The organism is Chryseobacterium tagetis (assembly GCF_016735585.2).
GTDB classification, from domain to species: domain Bacteria; phylum Bacteroidota; class Bacteroidia; order Flavobacteriales; family Weeksellaceae; genus Chryseobacterium; species Chryseobacterium tagetis.
In genome coordinates, this window is the sequence record NZ_JAERSE020000001.1 from 1 (window position 1) to 17,955 (window position 17,955).

At 34.4% G+C, this 17,955-nt stretch carries 18 protein-coding genes and 1 rRNA gene; 6 read left to right on the forward strand and 13 right to left on the reverse strand.

The genetic code is table 11. From position 1 onward, the window contains the following. Together rrf and JI747_RS00010 are read left to right on the forward strand one after the other, a co-directional pair. Positions 1-79: ribosomal RNA gene (gene rrf, locus JI747_RS00005) — 5S ribosomal RNA — on the forward strand; the annotation flags it as partial. 360 nt (positions 80-439) lie between these two features. Then, a complete protein-coding gene (locus JI747_RS00010) occupies positions 440-1,780 on the forward strand; it encodes a T9SS type A sorting domain-containing protein (protein ID WP_225685386.1) in 1,341 nt (446 codons plus the stop codon). Between the two features lie 122 nt (positions 1,781-1,902). Here JI747_RS00010 and JI747_RS00015 read toward each other — a convergent pair whose 3' ends face one another. The 8 genes from JI747_RS00015 to JI747_RS00050 form a co-directional block, all read right to left on the reverse strand. After that, positions 1,903-4,185 carry a cation:proton antiporter gene (locus JI747_RS00015; RefSeq protein ID WP_225685388.1) on the reverse strand — a complete coding sequence of 761 codons (2,283 nt, stop codon included), beginning with the start codon at positions 4,183-4,185 and terminating at the stop codon, positions 1,903-1,905. A gap of 98 nt (positions 4,186-4,283) precedes the next feature. Beyond that, positions 4,284-4,673 (reverse strand): hypothetical protein, encoded by a 390-nt coding sequence (locus JI747_RS00020; RefSeq protein ID WP_225685390.1) that lies wholly within the window; start codon positions 4,671-4,673, stop codon positions 4,284-4,286. A 108-nt stretch (positions 4,674-4,781) separates the two neighbouring features. Next, positions 4,782-5,492, reverse strand: a complete 711-nt coding sequence (locus JI747_RS00025; protein WP_225685392.1) for a LytR/AlgR family response regulator transcription factor — start codon at positions 5,490-5,492, stop codon at positions 4,782-4,784. After that, a complete protein-coding gene (locus JI747_RS00030) occupies positions 5,470-6,240 on the reverse strand; it encodes a sensor histidine kinase (protein ID WP_225685394.1) in 771 nt (256 codons plus the stop codon). Before JI747_RS00030 ends, JI747_RS00025 begins: the two co-directional genes overlap by 23 nt. A gap of 70 nt (positions 6,241-6,310) precedes the next feature. Beyond that, positions 6,311-6,682: a hypothetical protein gene (locus JI747_RS00035; protein WP_225685395.1), complete on the reverse strand. Its 372-nt coding sequence runs from the start codon at positions 6,680-6,682 to the stop codon at positions 6,311-6,313. Between the two features lie 83 nt (positions 6,683-6,765). Beyond that, a complete protein-coding gene (locus JI747_RS00040) occupies positions 6,766-7,959 on the reverse strand; it encodes an alanine dehydrogenase (RefSeq protein WP_225685396.1) in 1,194 nt (397 codons plus the stop codon). Between the two features lie 64 nt (positions 7,960-8,023). Beyond that, the gene (gene tsaE, locus JI747_RS00045; RefSeq protein WP_100374869.1) at positions 8,024-8,431 is read right to left on the reverse strand and encodes a tRNA (adenosine(37)-N6)-threonylcarbamoyltransferase complex ATPase subunit type 1 TsaE; all 408 of its coding nucleotides are present in this window, start codon (positions 8,429-8,431) and stop codon (positions 8,024-8,026) included. Between the two features lies 1 nt (position 8,432). Continuing rightward, positions 8,433-9,002: a hypothetical protein gene (locus JI747_RS00050; protein WP_225685397.1), complete on the reverse strand. Its 570-nt coding sequence runs from the start codon at positions 9,000-9,002 to the stop codon at positions 8,433-8,435. Positions 9,003-9,135: 133 nt separating this feature from the next. Between JI747_RS00050 and dnaG the strand changes: the two genes are divergently transcribed. The 3 genes from dnaG to JI747_RS00065 all read left to right on the forward strand — a co-directional run bounded on the left by dnaG (position 9,136) and on the right by JI747_RS00065 (position 13,350). After that, positions 9,136-11,121, forward strand: a complete 1,986-nt coding sequence (gene dnaG / locus JI747_RS00055; protein WP_225685398.1) for a DNA primase — start codon at positions 9,136-9,138, stop codon at positions 11,119-11,121. A gap of 118 nt (positions 11,122-11,239) precedes the next feature. Continuing rightward, positions 11,240-11,926: an ATP-dependent Clp endopeptidase proteolytic subunit ClpP gene (clpP, locus tag JI747_RS00060; protein ID WP_225685399.1), complete on the forward strand. Its 687-nt coding sequence runs from the start codon at positions 11,240-11,242 to the stop codon at positions 11,924-11,926. Positions 11,927-12,087: 161 nt separating this feature from the next. Continuing rightward, positions 12,088-13,350 (forward strand): esterase-like activity of phytase family protein, encoded by a 1,263-nt coding sequence (locus JI747_RS00065; RefSeq protein ID WP_225685400.1) that lies wholly within the window; start codon positions 12,088-12,090, stop codon positions 13,348-13,350. Positions 13,351-13,709: 359 nt separating this feature from the next. On the opposite strand, the gene tpiA is transcribed toward JI747_RS00065, so the two are convergent. From tpiA to JI747_RS00085, 4 genes are all read right to left on the reverse strand, one after another. Further along, positions 13,710-14,468, reverse strand: coding sequence for a triose-phosphate isomerase (gene tpiA, locus JI747_RS00070; protein WP_225685401.1), 759 nt, complete (start codon positions 14,466-14,468; stop codon positions 13,710-13,712). A gap of 94 nt (positions 14,469-14,562) precedes the next feature. Beyond that, positions 14,563-14,913 (reverse strand): tellurite resistance TerB family protein, encoded by a 351-nt coding sequence (locus JI747_RS00075; protein WP_225685402.1) that lies wholly within the window; start codon positions 14,911-14,913, stop codon positions 14,563-14,565. Between the two features lie 57 nt (positions 14,914-14,970). After that, positions 14,971-16,080 carry a BT_3928 family protein gene (locus JI747_RS00080; protein WP_225685403.1) on the reverse strand — a complete coding sequence of 370 codons (1,110 nt, stop codon included), beginning with the start codon at positions 16,078-16,080 and terminating at the stop codon, positions 14,971-14,973. A 1-nt stretch (position 16,081) separates the two neighbouring features. Further along, the gene (locus JI747_RS00085) at positions 16,082-16,648 is read right to left on the reverse strand and encodes a DUF1599 domain-containing protein (RefSeq protein WP_225685405.1); all 567 of its coding nucleotides are present in this window, start codon (positions 16,646-16,648) and stop codon (positions 16,082-16,084) included. A gap of 112 nt (positions 16,649-16,760) precedes the next feature. On the opposite strand from JI747_RS00085, the gene folP reads away from it, so the two are divergent. Further along, entirely contained in the window at positions 16,761-17,606 is an 846-nt protein-coding gene (folP, locus tag JI747_RS00090) for a dihydropteroate synthase (RefSeq protein WP_225685407.1), read from the forward strand. A 109-nt stretch (positions 17,607-17,715) separates the two neighbouring features. On the opposite strand, the gene JI747_RS00095 is transcribed toward folP, so the two are convergent. Then, entirely contained in the window at positions 17,716-17,952 is a 237-nt protein-coding gene (locus JI747_RS00095; RefSeq protein ID WP_225685409.1) for a hypothetical protein, read from the reverse strand. Positions 17,953-17,955: the final 3 nt, after the last annotated feature.

Consider the following 17,955-nt stretch of genomic DNA (forward strand, 5'->3'; position numbering starts at 1 on the left):
GTTCCCATTCCGAACACAGAAGTTAAGCCCACCAGCGCCGATGGTACTGCGAAAGCGGGAGAGTAGGTCGCCGCCAGTTTTTATTTTAAAGTCTCATAGATTAAGTTCTATGAGACTTTTTTTGGTTTATACCTATACCAAACTATAAACAAATACCACAATTCATTTACCTAAAGGAGAGAGTGCATTAAGCTTATATCCTAATATCAAATAAAAAGAAATATAGAATTAAATAAACATAATATTCTGCGAGAATTGTTTATTGATAAGTGAAAGTAAAATCATTTATCTAAATATTGTGATTTATATTGTGCATACTTAGAATTCTTTTTATATTTAGCAATTGCAGATTACATAAAATAAGTATCGATAGTACTGAAATAAAGATGTACTGTTTTATTTTAGTAACTGCAATTATTGAATTAAAAACTAATACAACATGAAAAAATTCTTTACATTTTTATTTGCTCAATTGGCGGTGTCATCCTTTTTTTCTCAATTCTGGAGCGTACAGAATCAAGTGTTTACACAGAACTACACGGCTATTTATGGGATTAATATTATTAATAATGATAATGTGTGGACTCATTCCAACAATGTCCCGATAGCTTATGCAAAAACGACTAATGGTAATGCAAGTTGGGTATCAGGAGAATTTAATGATGTTAATGCATATTATACAGGCCTAAATATGTCTTTATATAGCGTAGGTGTGAACAGTTTTTCTGCCGCAGATAACATGAATGCTTGGTTAATGACTCAATATAATGATCCTTATATGCATAATGATATTTGGAAAACTTCTAATGGCGGACTTAATTGGCAGAAACAATTTAGTTTTCCGCAGCAGAATATAGGGGGTAAGTTGGTCCATTTTTTTGATGCTAATACAGGAGTTGCTGTGTCTTTGAATGCTGAAGGCTTTGAACCCAACAGAAAATATGCAATATATAGGACGACAGATGGAGGAACAAACTGGACTCCCATAACGAATAGCCCTAATACACCAGGTTCAGCAGCACATTATTATTATACATTAGGTGATGCAATATATTTTTGGGAGTCAAGAGTAGGAGGGTATAAAATTTTTAAAACTATTGATAAAGGTCTTAGTTGGACAGAAATATCCCATACTTTTGACGGTAGCGATTGGAATTTAACAGCTTGGAGTGATATGAATAAAGGTATTGTAGTGGAACAAAATCCTACGATAATAACTCCAATGAAGTTTTTGAGAACAACAGACGGAGGAGTGACATGGAATGAATTTACATCAACCGGAATACCGATTTCGTGGATTGGAGATATCTCCTATCTTCCCGGTACAGATGTTTTGATTGCTGTAGGTCAAAATGGAAATATATCAAGTACATACGGCTCATGGATTAGTACTGACAATGGGAATACCTTTACGGCTATTGATCCGGGCGTTTATCATACAAGTATAAGATGTTCTACTGGGGGGATTTGTTATTCCGGAGGTCACAATTCTTCAGCTCAGAAACCCATGATGTACAAAATGAATTTGTCATCTTATCTTAAAACCGGGGAGAAAAACTTTGAATGGGACGGAATTTTCCCTAATCCAGCCAATGGTCAGATAAACATTCAGACACAAAAAGAAATTTTAAATTCATCTTTATATGATGTTTCCGGAAAATTATTATTTAAAACAGACAAAAAAAAGATAGATATGTCTTCTTTATTAAAAGGAGTTTACATCTTAAAAGTAGAGTTTAAAGATGGGAATATTGTTTCAGAAAAAATTATAAAGCAGTAAGTAATTAATTAAGAATTGAAAAAGATCTACGAAGCAAAATTTTGATCTTTACTATACATATTCATCAATAAAAGCACCTTAAAAAAGGTGCTTTCGTTTTAAATTATTTTGTTAAAATCTCATCACGGATTAGAAATAATCAACGTAGACGGAATATCAGACAGCCATAAACTTTTGGTATCAATTAAGTTTTTCCAGCTTTTGCTGCTGATTAACATAAGATCTTGAGAGTTCAAAAATTCTTTTTCGATTTTTTTCTCGTTATATAGGGTGATGTGGTTTGGTGCGACCTGTTCTATACTTCTTATTAATTCTTTTACCTCAATATTATTTCTGATCTGTCCGGCAACATCCAAAATAACAATCTGAGAGTTATTGTTATTGATTAACCTTTTAGCATATTCTAGCAAATAGAAGTCACTTAGATTGAAAATAGGAACAAATACTCTGTCCGCAGACTTGAATTCTTTTTCTACCAATATTCCTACAGGAATATGAGTTTTATCGAGAATTTGTAAGGTAAAATCATCAAAAGGAGAGTTGTTGAATATATTTCCTTTTCCTTTTACGGTATTCAGAAGTTTTTCAGGATTTATAATTTTCGTTGTAAAGCCTAATAATCTTCCCAATAAGCTTCCTTCGTACATAGATTTTCCAAGCATGATGAGAAGTAGATCATAGTTTCCTTTATTCGAAATACTGGTGAGATCATTTTCTATATCAGTTGAAGCTTTAAATAGAGTAGTAACCTTTAATTGCAGATCATGAGAAGTCTCAATTACATTTTTGAACTGCTCATTTTCATATTCATCAATATCATAAGCATGCATTTCATTTACCGGAGCGATATTCATTGCCGTAATGCTTTTATTACCGTTCATTTTATTTGTAAAATCATGAGCAAGCTTCAATAATGTACTTCCTGATTCCGGATTGTCAAATGAAAGCAATACACGGTATTTTGAATCATTTTCATCATGAGTATCTTCAAGAGAGTTTTTCTTAGATTTAAAAATATAATTGATAAGATCCAAAGCAGGACCCGTCATGAATGTGGTAAACAATGCCATAATGACTAACATTGCAAAGATTTCAGGGCTTAAAACTCCCAGATCGTATCCGATATTAAGTACAATAAGTTCCATCAGTCCTCTGGTATTCATCAGAGCTCCAATCGTTAAACTTTCTTTCCAGTTGATCCCGAGAAACTTTGCTGTTAAAGCACTTCCCGCAAATTTACCTGTAACCGCTGTTAAGATAATAAATCCGGTAATCATCCATAAATGACCGTCATTTAAAAGACCGATCTGCGTACGAAGTCCTGTGAATACAAAGAACAATGGAAGTAAAAGTACTAAAGCCACATCTTCTATTTTATCAATGAAAAGCGTACGGAATTTTGTGTTTTCCGGCATGATTGCTCCTGCCATAAATGCTCCGAATAAAGCGTGAATTCCGATCACTTCAGTAGTATAAGCAGAAAGGATAAGCGTAAGGAAGAAAATAGCAACCATGGGTTTATTGATGGTATTTTTCCCAGCCTGCAGATCTCCGATTCTCTTTAAGAAAGGTCTTACGATTTTGATCATCAAAAATACGTAAGCGATTGCCATAAGGATTACATAAATAGAACTCGCAAAAGATCCTGCTTTTACAATAGCAATGACAGCAGCAAGAATACACCACGCGGTAATATCATCTGCGGCAGCACAGGTAATAACAATGGTTCCTAATTTTGTTTTCTGAAGGTTTCGCTCCTGAACAATTCTTGCCAATACAGGAAATGCAGTGATACTCATAGAAATCGCTATAAATAATGCGAACGATGTAAACTGAATTCCATTTGGGGCAAACTCATGATAAATATAATAAGAAAGCCCAATTCCCAAAGCAAAAGGAATAATAATACTCGCATGGCTGATTACCACTGCATCATGTGCTTTTTTTCTTAAAACACTTAGATCCAGTTCCATTCCTACAATATACATAAAGAGAATAAGACCAATCTGGCTCAAAAACTGTAGATTTCCTAATGATTCTTTAGGGAAAAGAAATGCGGAAAATTCCGGAAAATACATTCCTAAAAGTGAAGGTCCCAACACAATACCTGCAATCATTTCTCCAATTACGGTTGGCTGTTTTATTTTCATACAAATCCATCCGAAAAGTCTTGCTACCAGAATAATGGTAACGATTTGTGCTAAAAGCAGGGCTAAAGGATGATGTAAATTGGTTTTGAAGGCCTCAGAAAAATTATCCCAGCTTGAGCCGTTATTTGTTTTTGTTATAATATTTTCCTTGATTTCCAACGTCTGTCCCTCTGTCATGAAAAAATACATCAGACAAGAAAAGAAAGAAATGGTAACCACGTAGAAAATCAAATTTCTGTATTTTCCCAAATTCATAATTCCAATATTTTAATGCAAAGTTGATAAGAATTTAATTATAATAGATATTCTTCTATTTAAAATGTAATCAATGGTAGTAATAATGTAATGAAAATCTATTTAAAAGAATAGCCTACACCGATCCCGATTTTCCAGGCCCCGTTTTGGGTGGCGGTTTTCGTATTGTAGTATACCGGGACTTGTAATGCAACCTTTTTGTAGACAGCCGTTAAACCTGCTCCCAGATTGGGTGTGATGGCGCTGTTTTTCGTTCCCGCAGATTTATCTTCTTTGATTCTGAGAGAAGGAAGCATTCCCAAAATTAATTTTAAGTCTTTGTTTTTAAAACTGATATTAGGTCCCGTAAAATTGATGAAAGCTCCGTTATCGACGTAACCTGCGACTGCAATTCCGTCAAAAAAAGATGCTTTGATTCTAGAATCTGTTTCTTGTGAGAAACAAAAGCTGGAAATGAGAATTCCACCAGCATAAAGAATTTTTTTCATGTATAAATCATTTAACCGGATGCAAAAATACATCGGTAAAACAATCTAAAATGGGAGATGTAATGAAACCCACGAATTCTGTAGTAAAAGCAAAAAGGTCTGAAAAATCTACTTTCCAAACATTTCCATTAATGAGCTTTTATACGTTTCTCCAATCTGTAATTTCAGGAAACTTTCTCCTTCCGTAGTAATCGTTGTGATGATTTCGTTGGTGGAAAAAACTTTGATTGAAGATAATGCGATAATTTCTTTTTTGTTGACCTGGGCAAAATCTTTTGATGGCAACATTTCAAGAAGATTTTTAAAATTAAGGTTCTTCAAAACAATCGTTGTTCCGTCATTCAGGATAATATCTTTGTCACGGCTGTCGATTTCCGAAGTCTTTATATACGCGATCTGGTCTGTAAAAATGACGGTCTTACCAATGTTGGTATTCCATTCAATCAGATTTTTCTTATGAGAATTCTGAAGCAATTCGGCCGCTTTTTCGAAAGCCTGAATCAATCGTTCTTTTTTGATCGGTTTTCTTACATAATCGACCACATTCAGGTCAAATGCTTCCGCAGCATATTCTTTGTAAGCGGTAGTAAAGATGATTTTTTTCGAATCAGAAATCAGTTCTGCGACTTGCAAACCGTTCATTCCGGGCATTTCGATATCTAAAATGCAAACGTTGCAATCAAGGTCATTAATTTCGTTTAAAAACAATTTAGGATCATTAAATGCCTTTACCACTTCTACAGTGTCAATTTGCTCACAGAGAAGTTTTAAATAGCTGATTGCCAATAATTCATCATCAAGAATAACGCATTTTATCATAGACTTCTCCCAGATTAATTTTTAATTCTGCTGTGAATATACCGTTTTTTGAGTTTTTGTGAAGAGAATAATGATCGTTGTAAATCATTTTTAAACGCTGATCCAGAGACTGACTTCCAAAACCGCTCTTTTCTTTCTCAAGCATATTTTTTAAAGAAGCTTTATTGCTTACTTTCATGGTGAAAATACGGTCTTCAAGCTCCAGCTGAATGGAAATGAAAGAATCCTGGGCAAGAAAATCAGTATGCTTGAAAGCATTTTCAATAAGATCAACGGAAATTAGCGGGGCAAAAATTTTCTCTTCGTAAATTTCATCCGATTTATTGATCTTAGATTTGATTCTGAAATCAAAAAGTGGATTTACTTTTATTTTGTTGATCTCAATTAAACTTAAAGCAAAATTCAGCTCGTCTTTCGGGCTCACAAATTTGTTGTTGCTTTCATACAAAATATAATCAAGAACATTTGCAAGTTTGTCCAGCGACATATACGTCTGATAAGCATGAGACTGAACAGAATTTAAAATATTTTTAAAAAGATGCGGATTTAGTTTTGTTCCGATATGTTCAAGCTGAACTTCATTCAGTCGCTGTTCAATGATCTTATTGGCTTCCGAAAGTCTAGCATTTCTGATCTTGAATTTCTGATTCTGACTGAATAAATATATGCTTACCGTTATAAAAAAGAAAATAGCAAATACTCCAATGAATATCAGATAATCATGAATCATGTAGTAGTTGCCTTCCATACAATGTTATTTTAGTATTAGAGAGATGTCATGCTGAGCGAAGCCGAAGCATCCCAAACTTTGGCCTAAACTATTTTAATTTCTTCAAAGAATTCAACGTTACAGTTTCCTCACATTTTTCATAAGTGATTTCGTAAGTTGGATTTGTCTCCGGATATACCAACACATAGTCAGGACAAGGTGTTTTCTGTGCGTGGCTTTTGTCAAAATCTACTTTTCCTTTGGTAATGATGCTGTCTTTCAGAAATTTTTCATCAATTTTTAATGCCGTCATTTCTGCTTTAAAAGGTTCAGAATACTTAAAATCCTTAGAAAGTGTTTCTGCAATAACGCGGCTGTTCGGTAAATACCCGCTGCAGCTTGCACCTTTTTTATTTAAGACAAAAAATACAATGGCAAGTCCCGGAATGAGACCTATTAAGTAGAATTTAAGTTTTTTCATACGTAGAGGTTACTGTTGCTAAAAGGTCCTATGGAATCGCGTCAAATGTATTAAATTTGTGTTTCCAAACCCTGGCAATTTCATTAGAAAATTAAAAGATTGATATCGTGATAAGTAAGTCCGAAACGGTCGCAAATGATTTTTTTTGTATGTCTTCCTTTGTACATATAAAGACTTTGCTTCATTTCATTTTTGCGAACTAGCATGTTTTCGAAACCGCCTTCTTCATCGTAATTTAAAATATAGGAAAGGAAGAAATTAGAGATAGCTTTTGTCGTCGTTCTCGGCATTCTTGAAGTAAGATTCGGAAGTCCGCAGTGGATAACGCCGTGTTTAATGACGTAAGGATCTTCCATTGTGGTCAGTTCAGAAGTTTCGATCACTTTTCCGTTGTCGATCGTGATATCAATGATGACACTTCCTTTTTTCATTTTCATCACCATATCTTCGGTTACAATCGGAGTCATATTTAATCTCGGAAGAGCACCAATGACTACATCTGCACGTCGTAAAGCTTTACGAAGTTCTTTCGGATCTATAATGGATGTAGGAACCCTGCTGTCTACAATGGTATGAAGCCTTCTTAATTTAGAAAGAGAGTTATCGAAAACTCTTACACTTGCTCCTAAACCTATGGCTGCTTTTGTGGCAAATTCTCCTACGATCCCAGCTCCTAAAATGATGACTTCGGCGGGTCTTACTCCGGTAATTCCTCCCAGCATCAAACCATTTGATAAAGCTAAAAGCTCAGAGGCATAAAGAATAGAAACTGTTCCTGCAATTTCTCCGATTAATCGTACTAGAGATAGTTGTTTATATTCATCAACAATAAATTCAAAAGCAATGGCATTTACTTTTTTCTCTGCCAGTTTCAAGAAATATTCTTTATCTCTTAAGTTGATCTGAAGTGCAGAAACCAAATACGTATTTGGCCTCATGTATTCAATTTCTTCTTCTGTAGGCGGGTTAATTTTTAAAATCAGATCCTGCCCGAATGCTTCTTTAGGATCTTTTGTAATTCTGGCACCCGACTCAGAATATTGTAAATCTGTAAAAAACGAGCCTTGTCCGGCTCCGGATTCTATAATAATTTCATGGCCGTGTTCTACCAAAACCTGTACAGCATCTGGTGTGATACAAGTTCTCCTTTCATTAAGGCAGGTTTCTTTGGGAACTCCAATACTAAACTGTTTGCCTTTTTTAATCACTTCAAGCTTTTCTGCTTTTGGGATCAGTTCCTCCTCAGTAAAAGGGGTGAAAATATTTGTAGTACTCATTTTAAACTATATCTTACAGATAATTATTTTTCAATTGAATTCAATAAGCAAAGATACATAATATTTAATCGAATGAAATTTCTCTGTTTTCACCAGTATTTACAATACTCATTTCGTGGTATTTAAGTCCGTAAAGTTCATCTTCATATACTTCCGGCCATTCGATGATGCACAGAAAGGCATTGTCAAGATATTCTTCAATACCTATATCGTAGACTTCTTCTATATTTTTTAAACGGTACAGATCAAAATGATAGACTTTTCCTTTAGGTGTATTGTATTCATTCACAATAGAATATGTTGGTGAATTTACTTCATCAGTACTCCCTAAGTTTTTAAGTAAAAACTGAGTGAAAGTGGTTTTTCCGGCTCCTAAATTTCCTTTTAAAAGGAAAATATTATGCTGTAACTGAGGAATAATGGTATCGACTATTTTTTGCCAGTCTTCTATTGTATTGATTGTGAATTCCATTTCAATTATAATTTAATATATGATTTCTTGCCTCTTTTGAAAGCAATCCATAGTTATCTATGTAATGATTTAACTGATTTGATATTTGTAAAAGTTCTCTCGGTTGTCTTATCTGGAAAAAGCACTTTCTTTCCTGATTATTGAAAATTCTAATTTTTAGCGTGTTATTACAGCCTTGTAAAAACATACCGCTGAAGCCATTCCTATAAATTTTTTTGCCTTCATAATCGTTTGGTGAAATTTCAAGATGCTTTATATCTTTGATGAAAAAAGTTTCATTATCGACTGTTATCTTTTCATTTTCGAAAATGAGTTTTCCTTCTATTTTTCCCTTTAATTCTTCAGGAAATAATTTATTAATAAAACCTCCTACACCACCAATACAGAGAAGAGGAGTAACGATCCATAAAAACCACTTTGGAATTTCCTGATCCGGAATTTTTAAAACATAAAGAACAAATCCCATAAGTAATAATGAGAAAATAACCAGAAAATAGCATACTCTTGCGCGTGTCCATACAAAACCCTTTGTTGGTTTATAAATATGAAAGGTTTTGTAATCGTTTGCCAATTTAGAGTCTGATTTTAATTTTCAAAAATAATTAAAAATAAAATCATTTAAAAATCAAAAAAATACTCAGTTTCAGCTATTGAGTTGTCTCTATGTATGCTAATTTCAATATAAATTTGTATATTTTTGTAACATGATTTCCAAACAGACCATAGATAAAATATTCTCAACAATACGTGTAGAAGAGATTGTTGGCGAATATGTGCAGTTGAAAAGGGCAGGGTCTAATTATAAAGGACTCAGTCCGTTTCATGATGAAAAATCTCCGAGTTTTGTAGTTTCACCAAGTAAACAGATTTGGAAAGATTTCTCAACCGGAAAAGGAGGAACAGCCATTTCTTTCCTGATGGAAATTGAGAATTTTACTTATCCTGAAGCCCTTCGTCATGCCGCTAAAAAGTACGGAATTGAAATTGAAGAAGATCAGAAAGATTTTTCGGAAGAAGCAAAAAATGCACAGTCGGAAAGAGATTTACTCTATAAGATTCATGAAATTGCAAATGATTATTACCAAAATTTTCTTTGGGAAGTTGAAGAAGGAAAGGCGATTGGGTTATCTTATTTCAAAGAACGTGAACTCCGTGATGATATCATTAAAAAATTTCAACTCGGATATTCCCCTGAAAAGAAAAATGCGTTTACAGCATATGCTTTAGAAAAAGGCTATTCAAAAGAAATCTTAGAAAAATCCGGACTTTCCATTTTTCCGGAAAATACACCTGCAGGAGTAGACCGTTTCAGAGAAAGAGTTATTTTCCCGATTCATAGTTTTTCAGGAAGAGTTTTAGGTTTTGGAGCCAGAATTTTAAAAAATAATGTTAAGACTGCTAAATATCTCAATTCTCCCGAGACAGAAATTTATCATAAATCAAATGTTCTGTATGGTTTAAACCAAAGTAAACAGGCGATTTCGAAAAAGAATGTCTGCCTTTTGGTAGAAGGATATATGGATGTGATTTCACTGCATATGTCCGGAATTGAAAATGTAGTGGCGAGTTCAGGAACTTCTTTAACGACTGAGCAAATTAAGCTGATCAAAAGATTAACGGAAAACGTTACGATTCTCTTTGATGGTGATAATGCCGGAATTAAAGCCAGTTTCAGAAGTATCGATATGCTTTTGACAGAAGGAATGAACATTCGTGTTCTTCTTTTTCCGGATGGTGATGATCCTGATTCTTTTGCAAGAAAACATCCTCAGGAATATGTAGAAAAGTTCATCGATAATGAGGCGATGGATTTTATCGATTTTAAGGCAGAAATCCTTTTCAAGGATATTGGAAATGATCCGATAAAAAAAGCAGAAGCCATCAGGGATATTGTAAAATCGGTCGGTTTTGTTCAGAATGCTTTAAAAAGAGAGGTTTACTTAAAAGAAGTTTCCAATAAATTCGGTCTTTCTGAGCAGAGTTTGTTTAATGAACTTGATGTTCAGAGACAGGTAGCCCAAAATCAGAATCAGCATATTCAGCAGCAAAAAGAAGCTGCAGCACCTGTGAAAATGGAGGTTGTTCCTCTGGATGAAGGAAAAGAAGACCCGTTTTTATTTGAAGTTCTGTTCATGGAAAATAAGCTGGTAGATCATATGCTGATGTTCGGTGACATTGTTCTGAAAAGAAAAGACGATCAGGATGCAGAGTATCAGATCACGGTAATAGAAGAAATTCTGCAGCATTTTGATGAAGAACATTACATGTTTTTGGTCAAAGGAAATGAAATCATCATCAATCAGGTAAAAGAAGGAATTCAGAATGATGAATTAAGAAGCGGAAACTTTTTTGTGTCTTTTATGGATGAAGAGATCACTTCAAAAGTGGTAGATGCATTACTTCCTTTGGATGATCTTGAAAACTGGGCTTCCCGAAATATTTATCCGCCCAACTACGGCGATAAAATTGCGGAGCAGGTGAAAGGAGATGTTTTGCTTCATAAATACAGATATATCGATTATTTAATAAAACAGACGGCAAACGAACTTGATGAATATAGCAATTCGGATCCTGTAAAGTATTTTGAACTGATCCAGAAGATTACCTTGTTGAAACAGGCTTCTATGCGTTTAAGCGATATTATTGAATATTCTCCCATCAAAGGCATCTACGGAAATAGGAAAAGATAATGTAAGACAAACTGTTTCCTAATTATTGATCTTCTGTGACAAAAAGTCTTATATAATTTTAGGAATAAAAGTTGTAATTTAAACTTTGAAAAAAATTTAAAATAATACCAATAGAAATATGGACATTAAAAAAGAATTCAGAGATTTCTCTGTAAAGCATTTAGGAAACAACGGCTTGGTAACCGATCAGTATATGGGAATGTATGGACCGACAAACCTTACACCGTACATTATGGAAGAAAGAAGATTAAATGTTGCTCAGATGGACGTTTTTTCACGTCTAATGATGGACAGAATTATCTTCTTGGGAACAGGGATCGATGATCAGGTTGCTAATATTGTAACGGCTCAGCTTCTCTTCTTAGAAAGTGCAGATCCTTCAAAAGATATTCAGATCTACATCAATTCTCCTGGTGGAAGTGTATATGCGGGATTGGGAATTTATGATACCATGCAGATCATTAAACCGGATGTAGCAACAATCTGTACAGGAATTGCGGCTTCAATGGGAGCAGTATTATTGGTTGCAGGTGAGAAAGGAAAACGTTCTGCGCTTAAACATTCAAGAGTGATGATTCACCAGCCTTCAGGAGGTGCTCAAGGGGTAGCTTCAGATATGGAGATCAACTTAAGAGAGATGTTGAAGCTGAAAAAAGAATTGTATGACATTATTGCTGAACATTCAGGGCAAACTTATGATTGGGTAGAAAAAGCGTCTGACAGAGATTACTGGATGACTTCTGAGGAAGCAAAAGGCTACGGAATGGTAGACGAAGTTTTACAAAGATCTAAAGAGAAAAAATAATTTTCTTTAAAGAAATAATAAAAACGCATCAAGATATTTGGTGCGTTTTTTTATACATAATTTTAGTTTTGTTATAGAGTTAAAATTAAAATACAATTATCATTGAATTCAAGATAAGTTTATACTCATTGTCTACTTTCGCATCCAACAAAAAGTAAATAATGAAAAAATTCTTATTACCTGTTTTTGTTTTCATAGCTTTGACTGCTTGTAGCAATGACGATAATATCGCCAATCAGGATATTGATTATTCTAAACTGCCGCAGGAATTTCCTTTTTCAACCTTGAAAACCCTGAACGGTGTCAATATCATCAATGGTGGTTTCGGATCGGGAGCAACAGCACATCCTACTCAAAAAGGAGAATTCTATGTGATTACTGATCGTGGTCCCAACGTTGCTTACTCGAATGGAATTAAAATTCTGGTTCCCGATTTTACTCCGACTATTATGCATTTCAAAATCAATGCAGAAGGAAAAATTGAGGTAATTAAATATATTAAGCTTAAAAATCCTTCGGGACAGCCAATTACAGGGCTTCCAAATCCTGTAGGAATGGGAAGTACAGGAGAAGTTGCCTACGCAGCAGACGGAAGTGTTTTAGGTACAGATAATTATGGATTGGACAGTGAAAGCATTGTTGCTGCAAAAGACGGAACATTTTGGGTTTCTGATGAATATGGACCTCACATCGTTCATTATAGCGCAGATGGAGTAGAGCTGGAAAGAATAAGTCCGATTGGGGTAAACACAGGAACACGAAAACTTCCTGCTGTTTTTGCCAAAAGAAGACCCAACCGTGGCATGGAGGGGATGTGTATGACACCGGACGGAAAAATGCTGGTAGGTACAATGCAGTCTACCATGTATGTTCCTACAAAAGCTTTGGCAACAAATACGACTTTAACCAGAATCGTGACTTTTGATTTGGTAACAGGTCAGACAAAACAATATTTATATAAGCAAGACGGGGGAGCTTCTGATTCCGTTTGTGATATTACTCCGATCAGCAATACTGAATTTCTGGTAATTGAAAGAGATGGAAATTTCGGTTCAGTTGGAGGACTTAAAAAGGTCTACAGAATCAATCTTTCTAATGCTTCAGATGTTTCAGGAACAGATTTAACAGCCGTAGACGGAATGAAAATTAACGGAAAAACGCTTGAGCAATCTACTTGGGATGAAATTAATACGGCAGGATTAAAACCAGTTACAAAAACGCTAGCCGTTGATCTGGTTTCAAAAATTGGGTATGAACACGATAAATTTGAAGGAATTGTGTATTTAGGAAATAATAAACTGGCCGTTTTCAATGATGACGATTTTGGAGTTGCAGACGATGGAAACGGAAATCCTAAAACAAAAACTTTACCTAAAACGGGTAAACAGGACAAAGGGACAATGTATATAGTCGATATTCAATAATTAGATTTTTTTTAAGCGGCGGCATCGAAGATGCCGCCGCTTTTTTATATCCTACAATTCAAAGATTTCAAAGAGAGGTATAATTTGATTTTTGCTTGTGAAAATTCATTTAAACGCAAAGGTTTTATTACTAAACCCATATTTTAGTCAGCAAAAAATAAATAAATTTACTACACGAAGCTTGAAAATATAGCTTTATCAAATCAACTTGTTGATTACTCTTTGCTCCCTTACAACTTACACCTAATCAATTAAAACTTTGCGTTAAAAAAACATCCATGTAATCTGCAACGTCTGCGAGAAAAAAAACGAAAAAGACCGCCCAAAAGACGATCTTTCATATAATATTGTATTCAAGACTAGTTAAAACCCTCAATAATCTTAGAGAAATCCTCTAATTTCAAAGCAGCACCACCAATAAGACCACCGTCAATATCAGGTTGAGAGAAAATCTCTTTTGCATTATCAGGTTTTACAGAACCCCCGTAAAGAATAGAAACTTCATCAGCAACTTCCTGTCCGTATTTTGCAGCAATAATTCCTCTGATGTGAGCATGGATTTCCTGAGCCTGTTCAGGAGTTGCCGTTTCACCTGTTCCGATTGCCCAAACCGGTTCGTAAGCGATTACTACTTTTTTGATTTCTTCAGCAGAAAGTGTGAAAAGAGCAACTTCTGTCTGGTTTTTTACCACTTCAAAATGTTGTCCAGCTTTTCTTTGCTCCAAAGTTTCACCATTACAGTATACAGGAATTAGACCTTTGTCCAAAGCTAATTTCACTTTTCTGTTGCAATGAGAATCAGTTTCACCGTGGTATTGTCTTCTTTCAGAATGTCCGATCAATGATCCTGTTGCATCAATAGATTCAAGCATATCAGCAGCAATTTCTCCGGTGTAAGCTCCGCTTTCGTGCTCACTCATATCCTGAGAAAATACTCCGATTTCATCCTTTTCGAAGATGTCTTTTGCCATCATTAAATATAATGCAGGAGGAGCGATCCAAACTTCACAGTTGGTCGTATTATTGTTTTTATATTCTGATAATTGAGTCATTAATTGTTGAGCATCAATTACGTTTTTGTTCATTTTCCAGTTTCCTGCAACTATTTTTCTTCTCATAGTTTCTTTATTTTAGATAGTAGATTGTTAGAGGTTAAAAGCTAGAAGTCAGTGCTTTTAATTAATTTCTATCTTGTAATCTCCAATTTCTCAATTAATTAATATTCCACAAATTTTTTAAAAGCTTATAGTATGTATGTTCTGCATCGGTTACCACATGATCAGCTTTTATTAAAGACTTTGCAAATTGCACAAATTTTTCACGCTCGTCCTCTGTTGAATCATCCTGGAAACAACGTGCGTGAAATTCGAAATGATCTTTCCATTCTTCAGGTTTTAAAAGAGCCAATGTTTCAAGTTCATTATCAAGATTCATTCTGAAAGGAAACTCATCTGCCAGATATTGCTGAATAAGAAGTCCTTCTTCAGGAGCAAATTCTCCGTCTACAGAAGAAAGTATCATTAATAAATGATAACCCGCAATAGGTTTATTTGATTTTTGCATTCTTACAATGTTATATTAAAAGTTTAGTGTTTTAAAATTTTCCCAAACAAAAGCAGATTATTTCAGATAATCCTTTGCAGGAAGTTTGTCTGTAATTTTTCCGCTTTCAAGGATAAGTATAGAAGGATTGCTTCTGGCAATCGTTTTAATAGCTGTTCCGTCCATCATCGCATTCGGAATGGTCTTGAAGGTAGTAGCAACTGTTGAAACTCCGTAAACAACCGTAGCTCCCTGAGATTTTGCTTTTGCTTCTACCTGTTTTAATAATTCAGGGGAAATTTCTTTCGGAGCATAAGAAAATATCAAAATAGCTTTAGGAGCATGAAGAATACTTTCAGTCAGTTCAACTCCGGAAGGATCTTCAATCTTAAACTTTACAATTTCAGATTTGTAGCCTTGTTTTATCAGAACAGATTCATTTTTACCTTCTTCAATTTTCCATGGAGAACCTTCTGCCCAATATTTGGTCTCTTTGATATAATCATCCTGATTTACCTTTACAGTTTCTCCTGTTTTCTGATTTTTGAGGTTGTAAAAAGTTTTGTATACCGAAGGATTTTTATTGATCTTTTGTTTCTCAGCGCTTATATCAGTTCCGATTTTATAATCACGGAAATCGATAAGAGGTTCATGAATAATTCCGTGTGCTCCGATCAGGATCATTCCTATAGAAAATATGCCTAAAAAGATATATTTGAATGTATTGGATTCTTTTTTAGGACTATAGCTGTAAGAATCTTTTTTCTTAAATTCTTTTCTGTATAAAATAAAGACAACAATTAAACCGACTAAAAGAACAATATCTTTCATGAAACTCTGCCATGGCGTGAATTTAATCGCATCTCCAAAACATCCGCAATCTGTCACTACATTGAAGTAAGCGGAATAAAAAGTAAGGAATCCGAAGAAGATACAAAGCGCAATTAATGCTGAAAGTGTGAATTTAAGTTTTAATTTAATTAAAAGCATAAATCCTAAAAGAAGCTCCAGAATCACGACAAATACCGAAAGTGGTAATGCAAATTTTTCTAAAAAAGGCATATCAAAGACATTGGGAGCGAAATATTCTTCCATCTTGAAGGAAAAACCTACTAAGTCCACCGCTTTTACAAAGCCCGAAAGAATGAAAATAATCGCAATAACGAAGCGTAATAAAGCTTTTAACATATTAAATAGTTTTGGATTCTACGTTGTTTTCTTTTTCAGAGAATTTTATAAGACAGAAAACAGCATAATTAAGCATATCAAAATAATTGGCATCCAAACCTTCAGAAACAATAGTTTTACCCTGATTGTCCTCGATTTGTTTTGTTCTTAAGACCTTTTGATAAATTAAATCTGTGATGGAAGAAATTCTCATATCTCTCCATGCTTCACCATAATCATGGTTTTTTCTTTCCATCAAAGCTTTGGCTTCGTTGGCATATTTATCATAAAGCGCTAAAATTTCGTCCTTATTTTCGCTAAAATCATTGGCAAGACCTTTTTCAAGCTGAATAAGCCCGATAATAGAATAGTTGACCACCGCAATAAATTCGCCCTCTTCACTTTCATCCACCATTTTCTTATCAGTCATTTGTAAAGTGCGGATTCTGTTGATTTTAATGTAAATCTGATCCGTAATTGAGCTGGGTCTTAGTACTCTCCATGCTGCTCCGTAATCCTGTAATTTTTTACCAAACAAATCACGGCACTCACTGATAATTTTTTCGAATTGTATTGATGTCTTTAGCATAAATTCTCTTAATCTTTCAAAGATACAAAATAGGTTTTAGGTAGCAGGAATAAGGACTTAGTTTTTTGGCTGGAAGTTGCTTAGGAGAAGCCGGAAGTTAGTATTTTTGCATATGCAAAATATTTCATCATCTGTCAATACGTATTATTTGAACTGTAACGGAAGAATGGTCGATCTGTCCTCACCCAAAATCATGGGAATTCTGAATCTTACTCCCGATTCTTTTTCAGACGGAGGAAAGTTCAATAATGGAAAATCGGCATTGAAGCATGCTGAACAATTAATACAAGAAGGAGCAGAAATTATTGATATAGGTCCGCAATCAACACGCCCGAATGCAGAGTTTCTAAGCAGTGAAGAAGAAGTTGAAAGGATTGGAGATATGATTTCTTTAATCAAGAAAGAATTTCCTGAAATTTTGATTTCTTTAGATACTTTTTATGCTGAAACCGTGAAGTTTGGCTATAATGAGGGAATTGATATTATTAACGATATTTCCGGAGGACAATTTGATGACAAGATGTTTGAAACGGCCACCGAAACCAAACTTCCATATATTTTGATGCATGTGAATCCTTCGTATGAAACCATGCATGATAAAATAAAATTTCAGGATATTACATTGTCTGTTAATCAGTACTTTTTTGAAAAAACTAAAGAACTATTAGAAAAAGGAGTTAACGATATTATTTTGGATCCCGGTTTTGGATTCGGAAAAACGGTAGAAGATCAGATGAAGATGATTGATGAGGTGAAATATTTAGGTTTTGGAAAATTTCCTCTTTTGATCGGAATTTCCAGAAAATCTTTTATTTATAAACCGTTGGGGAAATCACCTTTGGACATTAATGAAGAAACCCAGAAGCTTCATATGAAAGTGCTGAAACAAGGTGCTAAAATTCTTCGTGTACATGATGTTGCTGAAGCTAAAAAAACATTGGAAGAATTTTTGAAATAAAAGAGGAGTAATGTACGGAATGTCATTCTGACGAAGGAAGAATCTCCACAATATAAAAGATTCTTCACTCCAATTTGTTTCGTTCAGAATGACATGCTACGTAATATTTTTAATTCTGATTTGCCAATTTATCAGCAAACTGCTTTGAGAATTCTTTTCTGTCTTCCTCCATTTTTTCTTTTGTTGAGGGAAGAACATAGTTGAAAAGGATTTTATTTTCATGATCAAGGAAAATAATTTCTTTTTCATTTCCATCGATCATTTGGGCAAAAATTTCCCACATGGAGGTGTCCTTTAATTTTAATAATTCGAAAAACTGATCTGCTTGTATTTCTATTTTCTGCATATG

Excerpts from the sequence above, each read along its gene's own strand:
- JI747_RS00035 (WP_225685395.1), bottom strand. The coding sequence starts at position 6,682 with ATGAAAAAACTTAAATTCTACTTAATAGGTCTCATTCCGGGACTTGCC.
- JI747_RS00095 (WP_225685409.1), bottom strand. The coding sequence starts at position 17,952 with ATGCAGAAAATAGAAATACAAGCAGATCAGTTTTTCGAATTATTAAAA.
- JI747_RS00065 (WP_225685400.1), top strand. The coding sequence starts at position 12,088 with ATGAAAAAATTCTTATTACCTGTTTTTGTTTTCATAGCTTTGACTGCT.
- JI747_RS00020 (WP_225685390.1), bottom strand. The coding sequence starts at position 4,673 with ATGAAAAAAATTCTTTATGCTGGTGGAATTCTCATTTCCAGCTTTTGT.
- folP (WP_225685407.1), top strand. The coding sequence starts at position 16,761 with ATGCAAAATATTTCATCATCTGTCAATACGTATTATTTGAACTGTAAC.
- JI747_RS00025 (WP_225685392.1), bottom strand. The coding sequence starts at position 5,492 with ATGATAAAATGCGTTATTCTTGATGATGAATTATTGGCAATCAGCTAT.
- JI747_RS00080 (WP_225685403.1), bottom strand. The coding sequence starts at position 16,080 with ATGTTAAAAGCTTTATTACGCTTCGTTATTGCGATTATTTTCATTCTT.
- JI747_RS00015 (WP_225685388.1), bottom strand. The coding sequence starts at position 4,185 with ATGAATTTGGGAAAATACAGAAATTTGATTTTCTACGTGGTTACCATT.
- dnaG (WP_225685398.1), top strand. The coding sequence starts at position 9,136 with ATGATTTCCAAACAGACCATAGATAAAATATTCTCAACAATACGTGTA.
- JI747_RS00040 (WP_225685396.1), bottom strand. The coding sequence starts at position 7,959 with ATGAGTACTACAAATATTTTCACCCCTTTTACTGAGGAGGAACTGATC.
- JI747_RS00010 (WP_225685386.1), top strand. The coding sequence starts at position 440 with ATGAAAAAATTCTTTACATTTTTATTTGCTCAATTGGCGGTGTCATCC.
- tpiA (WP_225685401.1), bottom strand. The coding sequence starts at position 14,468 with ATGAGAAGAAAAATAGTTGCAGGAAACTGGAAAATGAACAAAAACGTA.
- JI747_RS00075 (WP_225685402.1), bottom strand. The coding sequence starts at position 14,913 with ATGCAAAAATCAAATAAACCTATTGCGGGTTATCATTTATTAATGATA.
- tsaE (WP_100374869.1), bottom strand. The coding sequence starts at position 8,431 with ATGGAATTCACAATCAATACAATAGAAGACTGGCAAAAAATAGTCGAT.
- JI747_RS00085 (WP_225685405.1), bottom strand. The coding sequence starts at position 16,648 with ATGCTAAAGACATCAATACAATTCGAAAAAATTATCAGTGAGTGCCGT.
- clpP (WP_225685399.1), top strand. The coding sequence starts at position 11,240 with ATGGACATTAAAAAAGAATTCAGAGATTTCTCTGTAAAGCATTTAGGA.
- JI747_RS00030 (WP_225685394.1), bottom strand. The coding sequence starts at position 6,240 with ATGGAAGGCAACTACTACATGATTCATGATTATCTGATATTCATTGGA.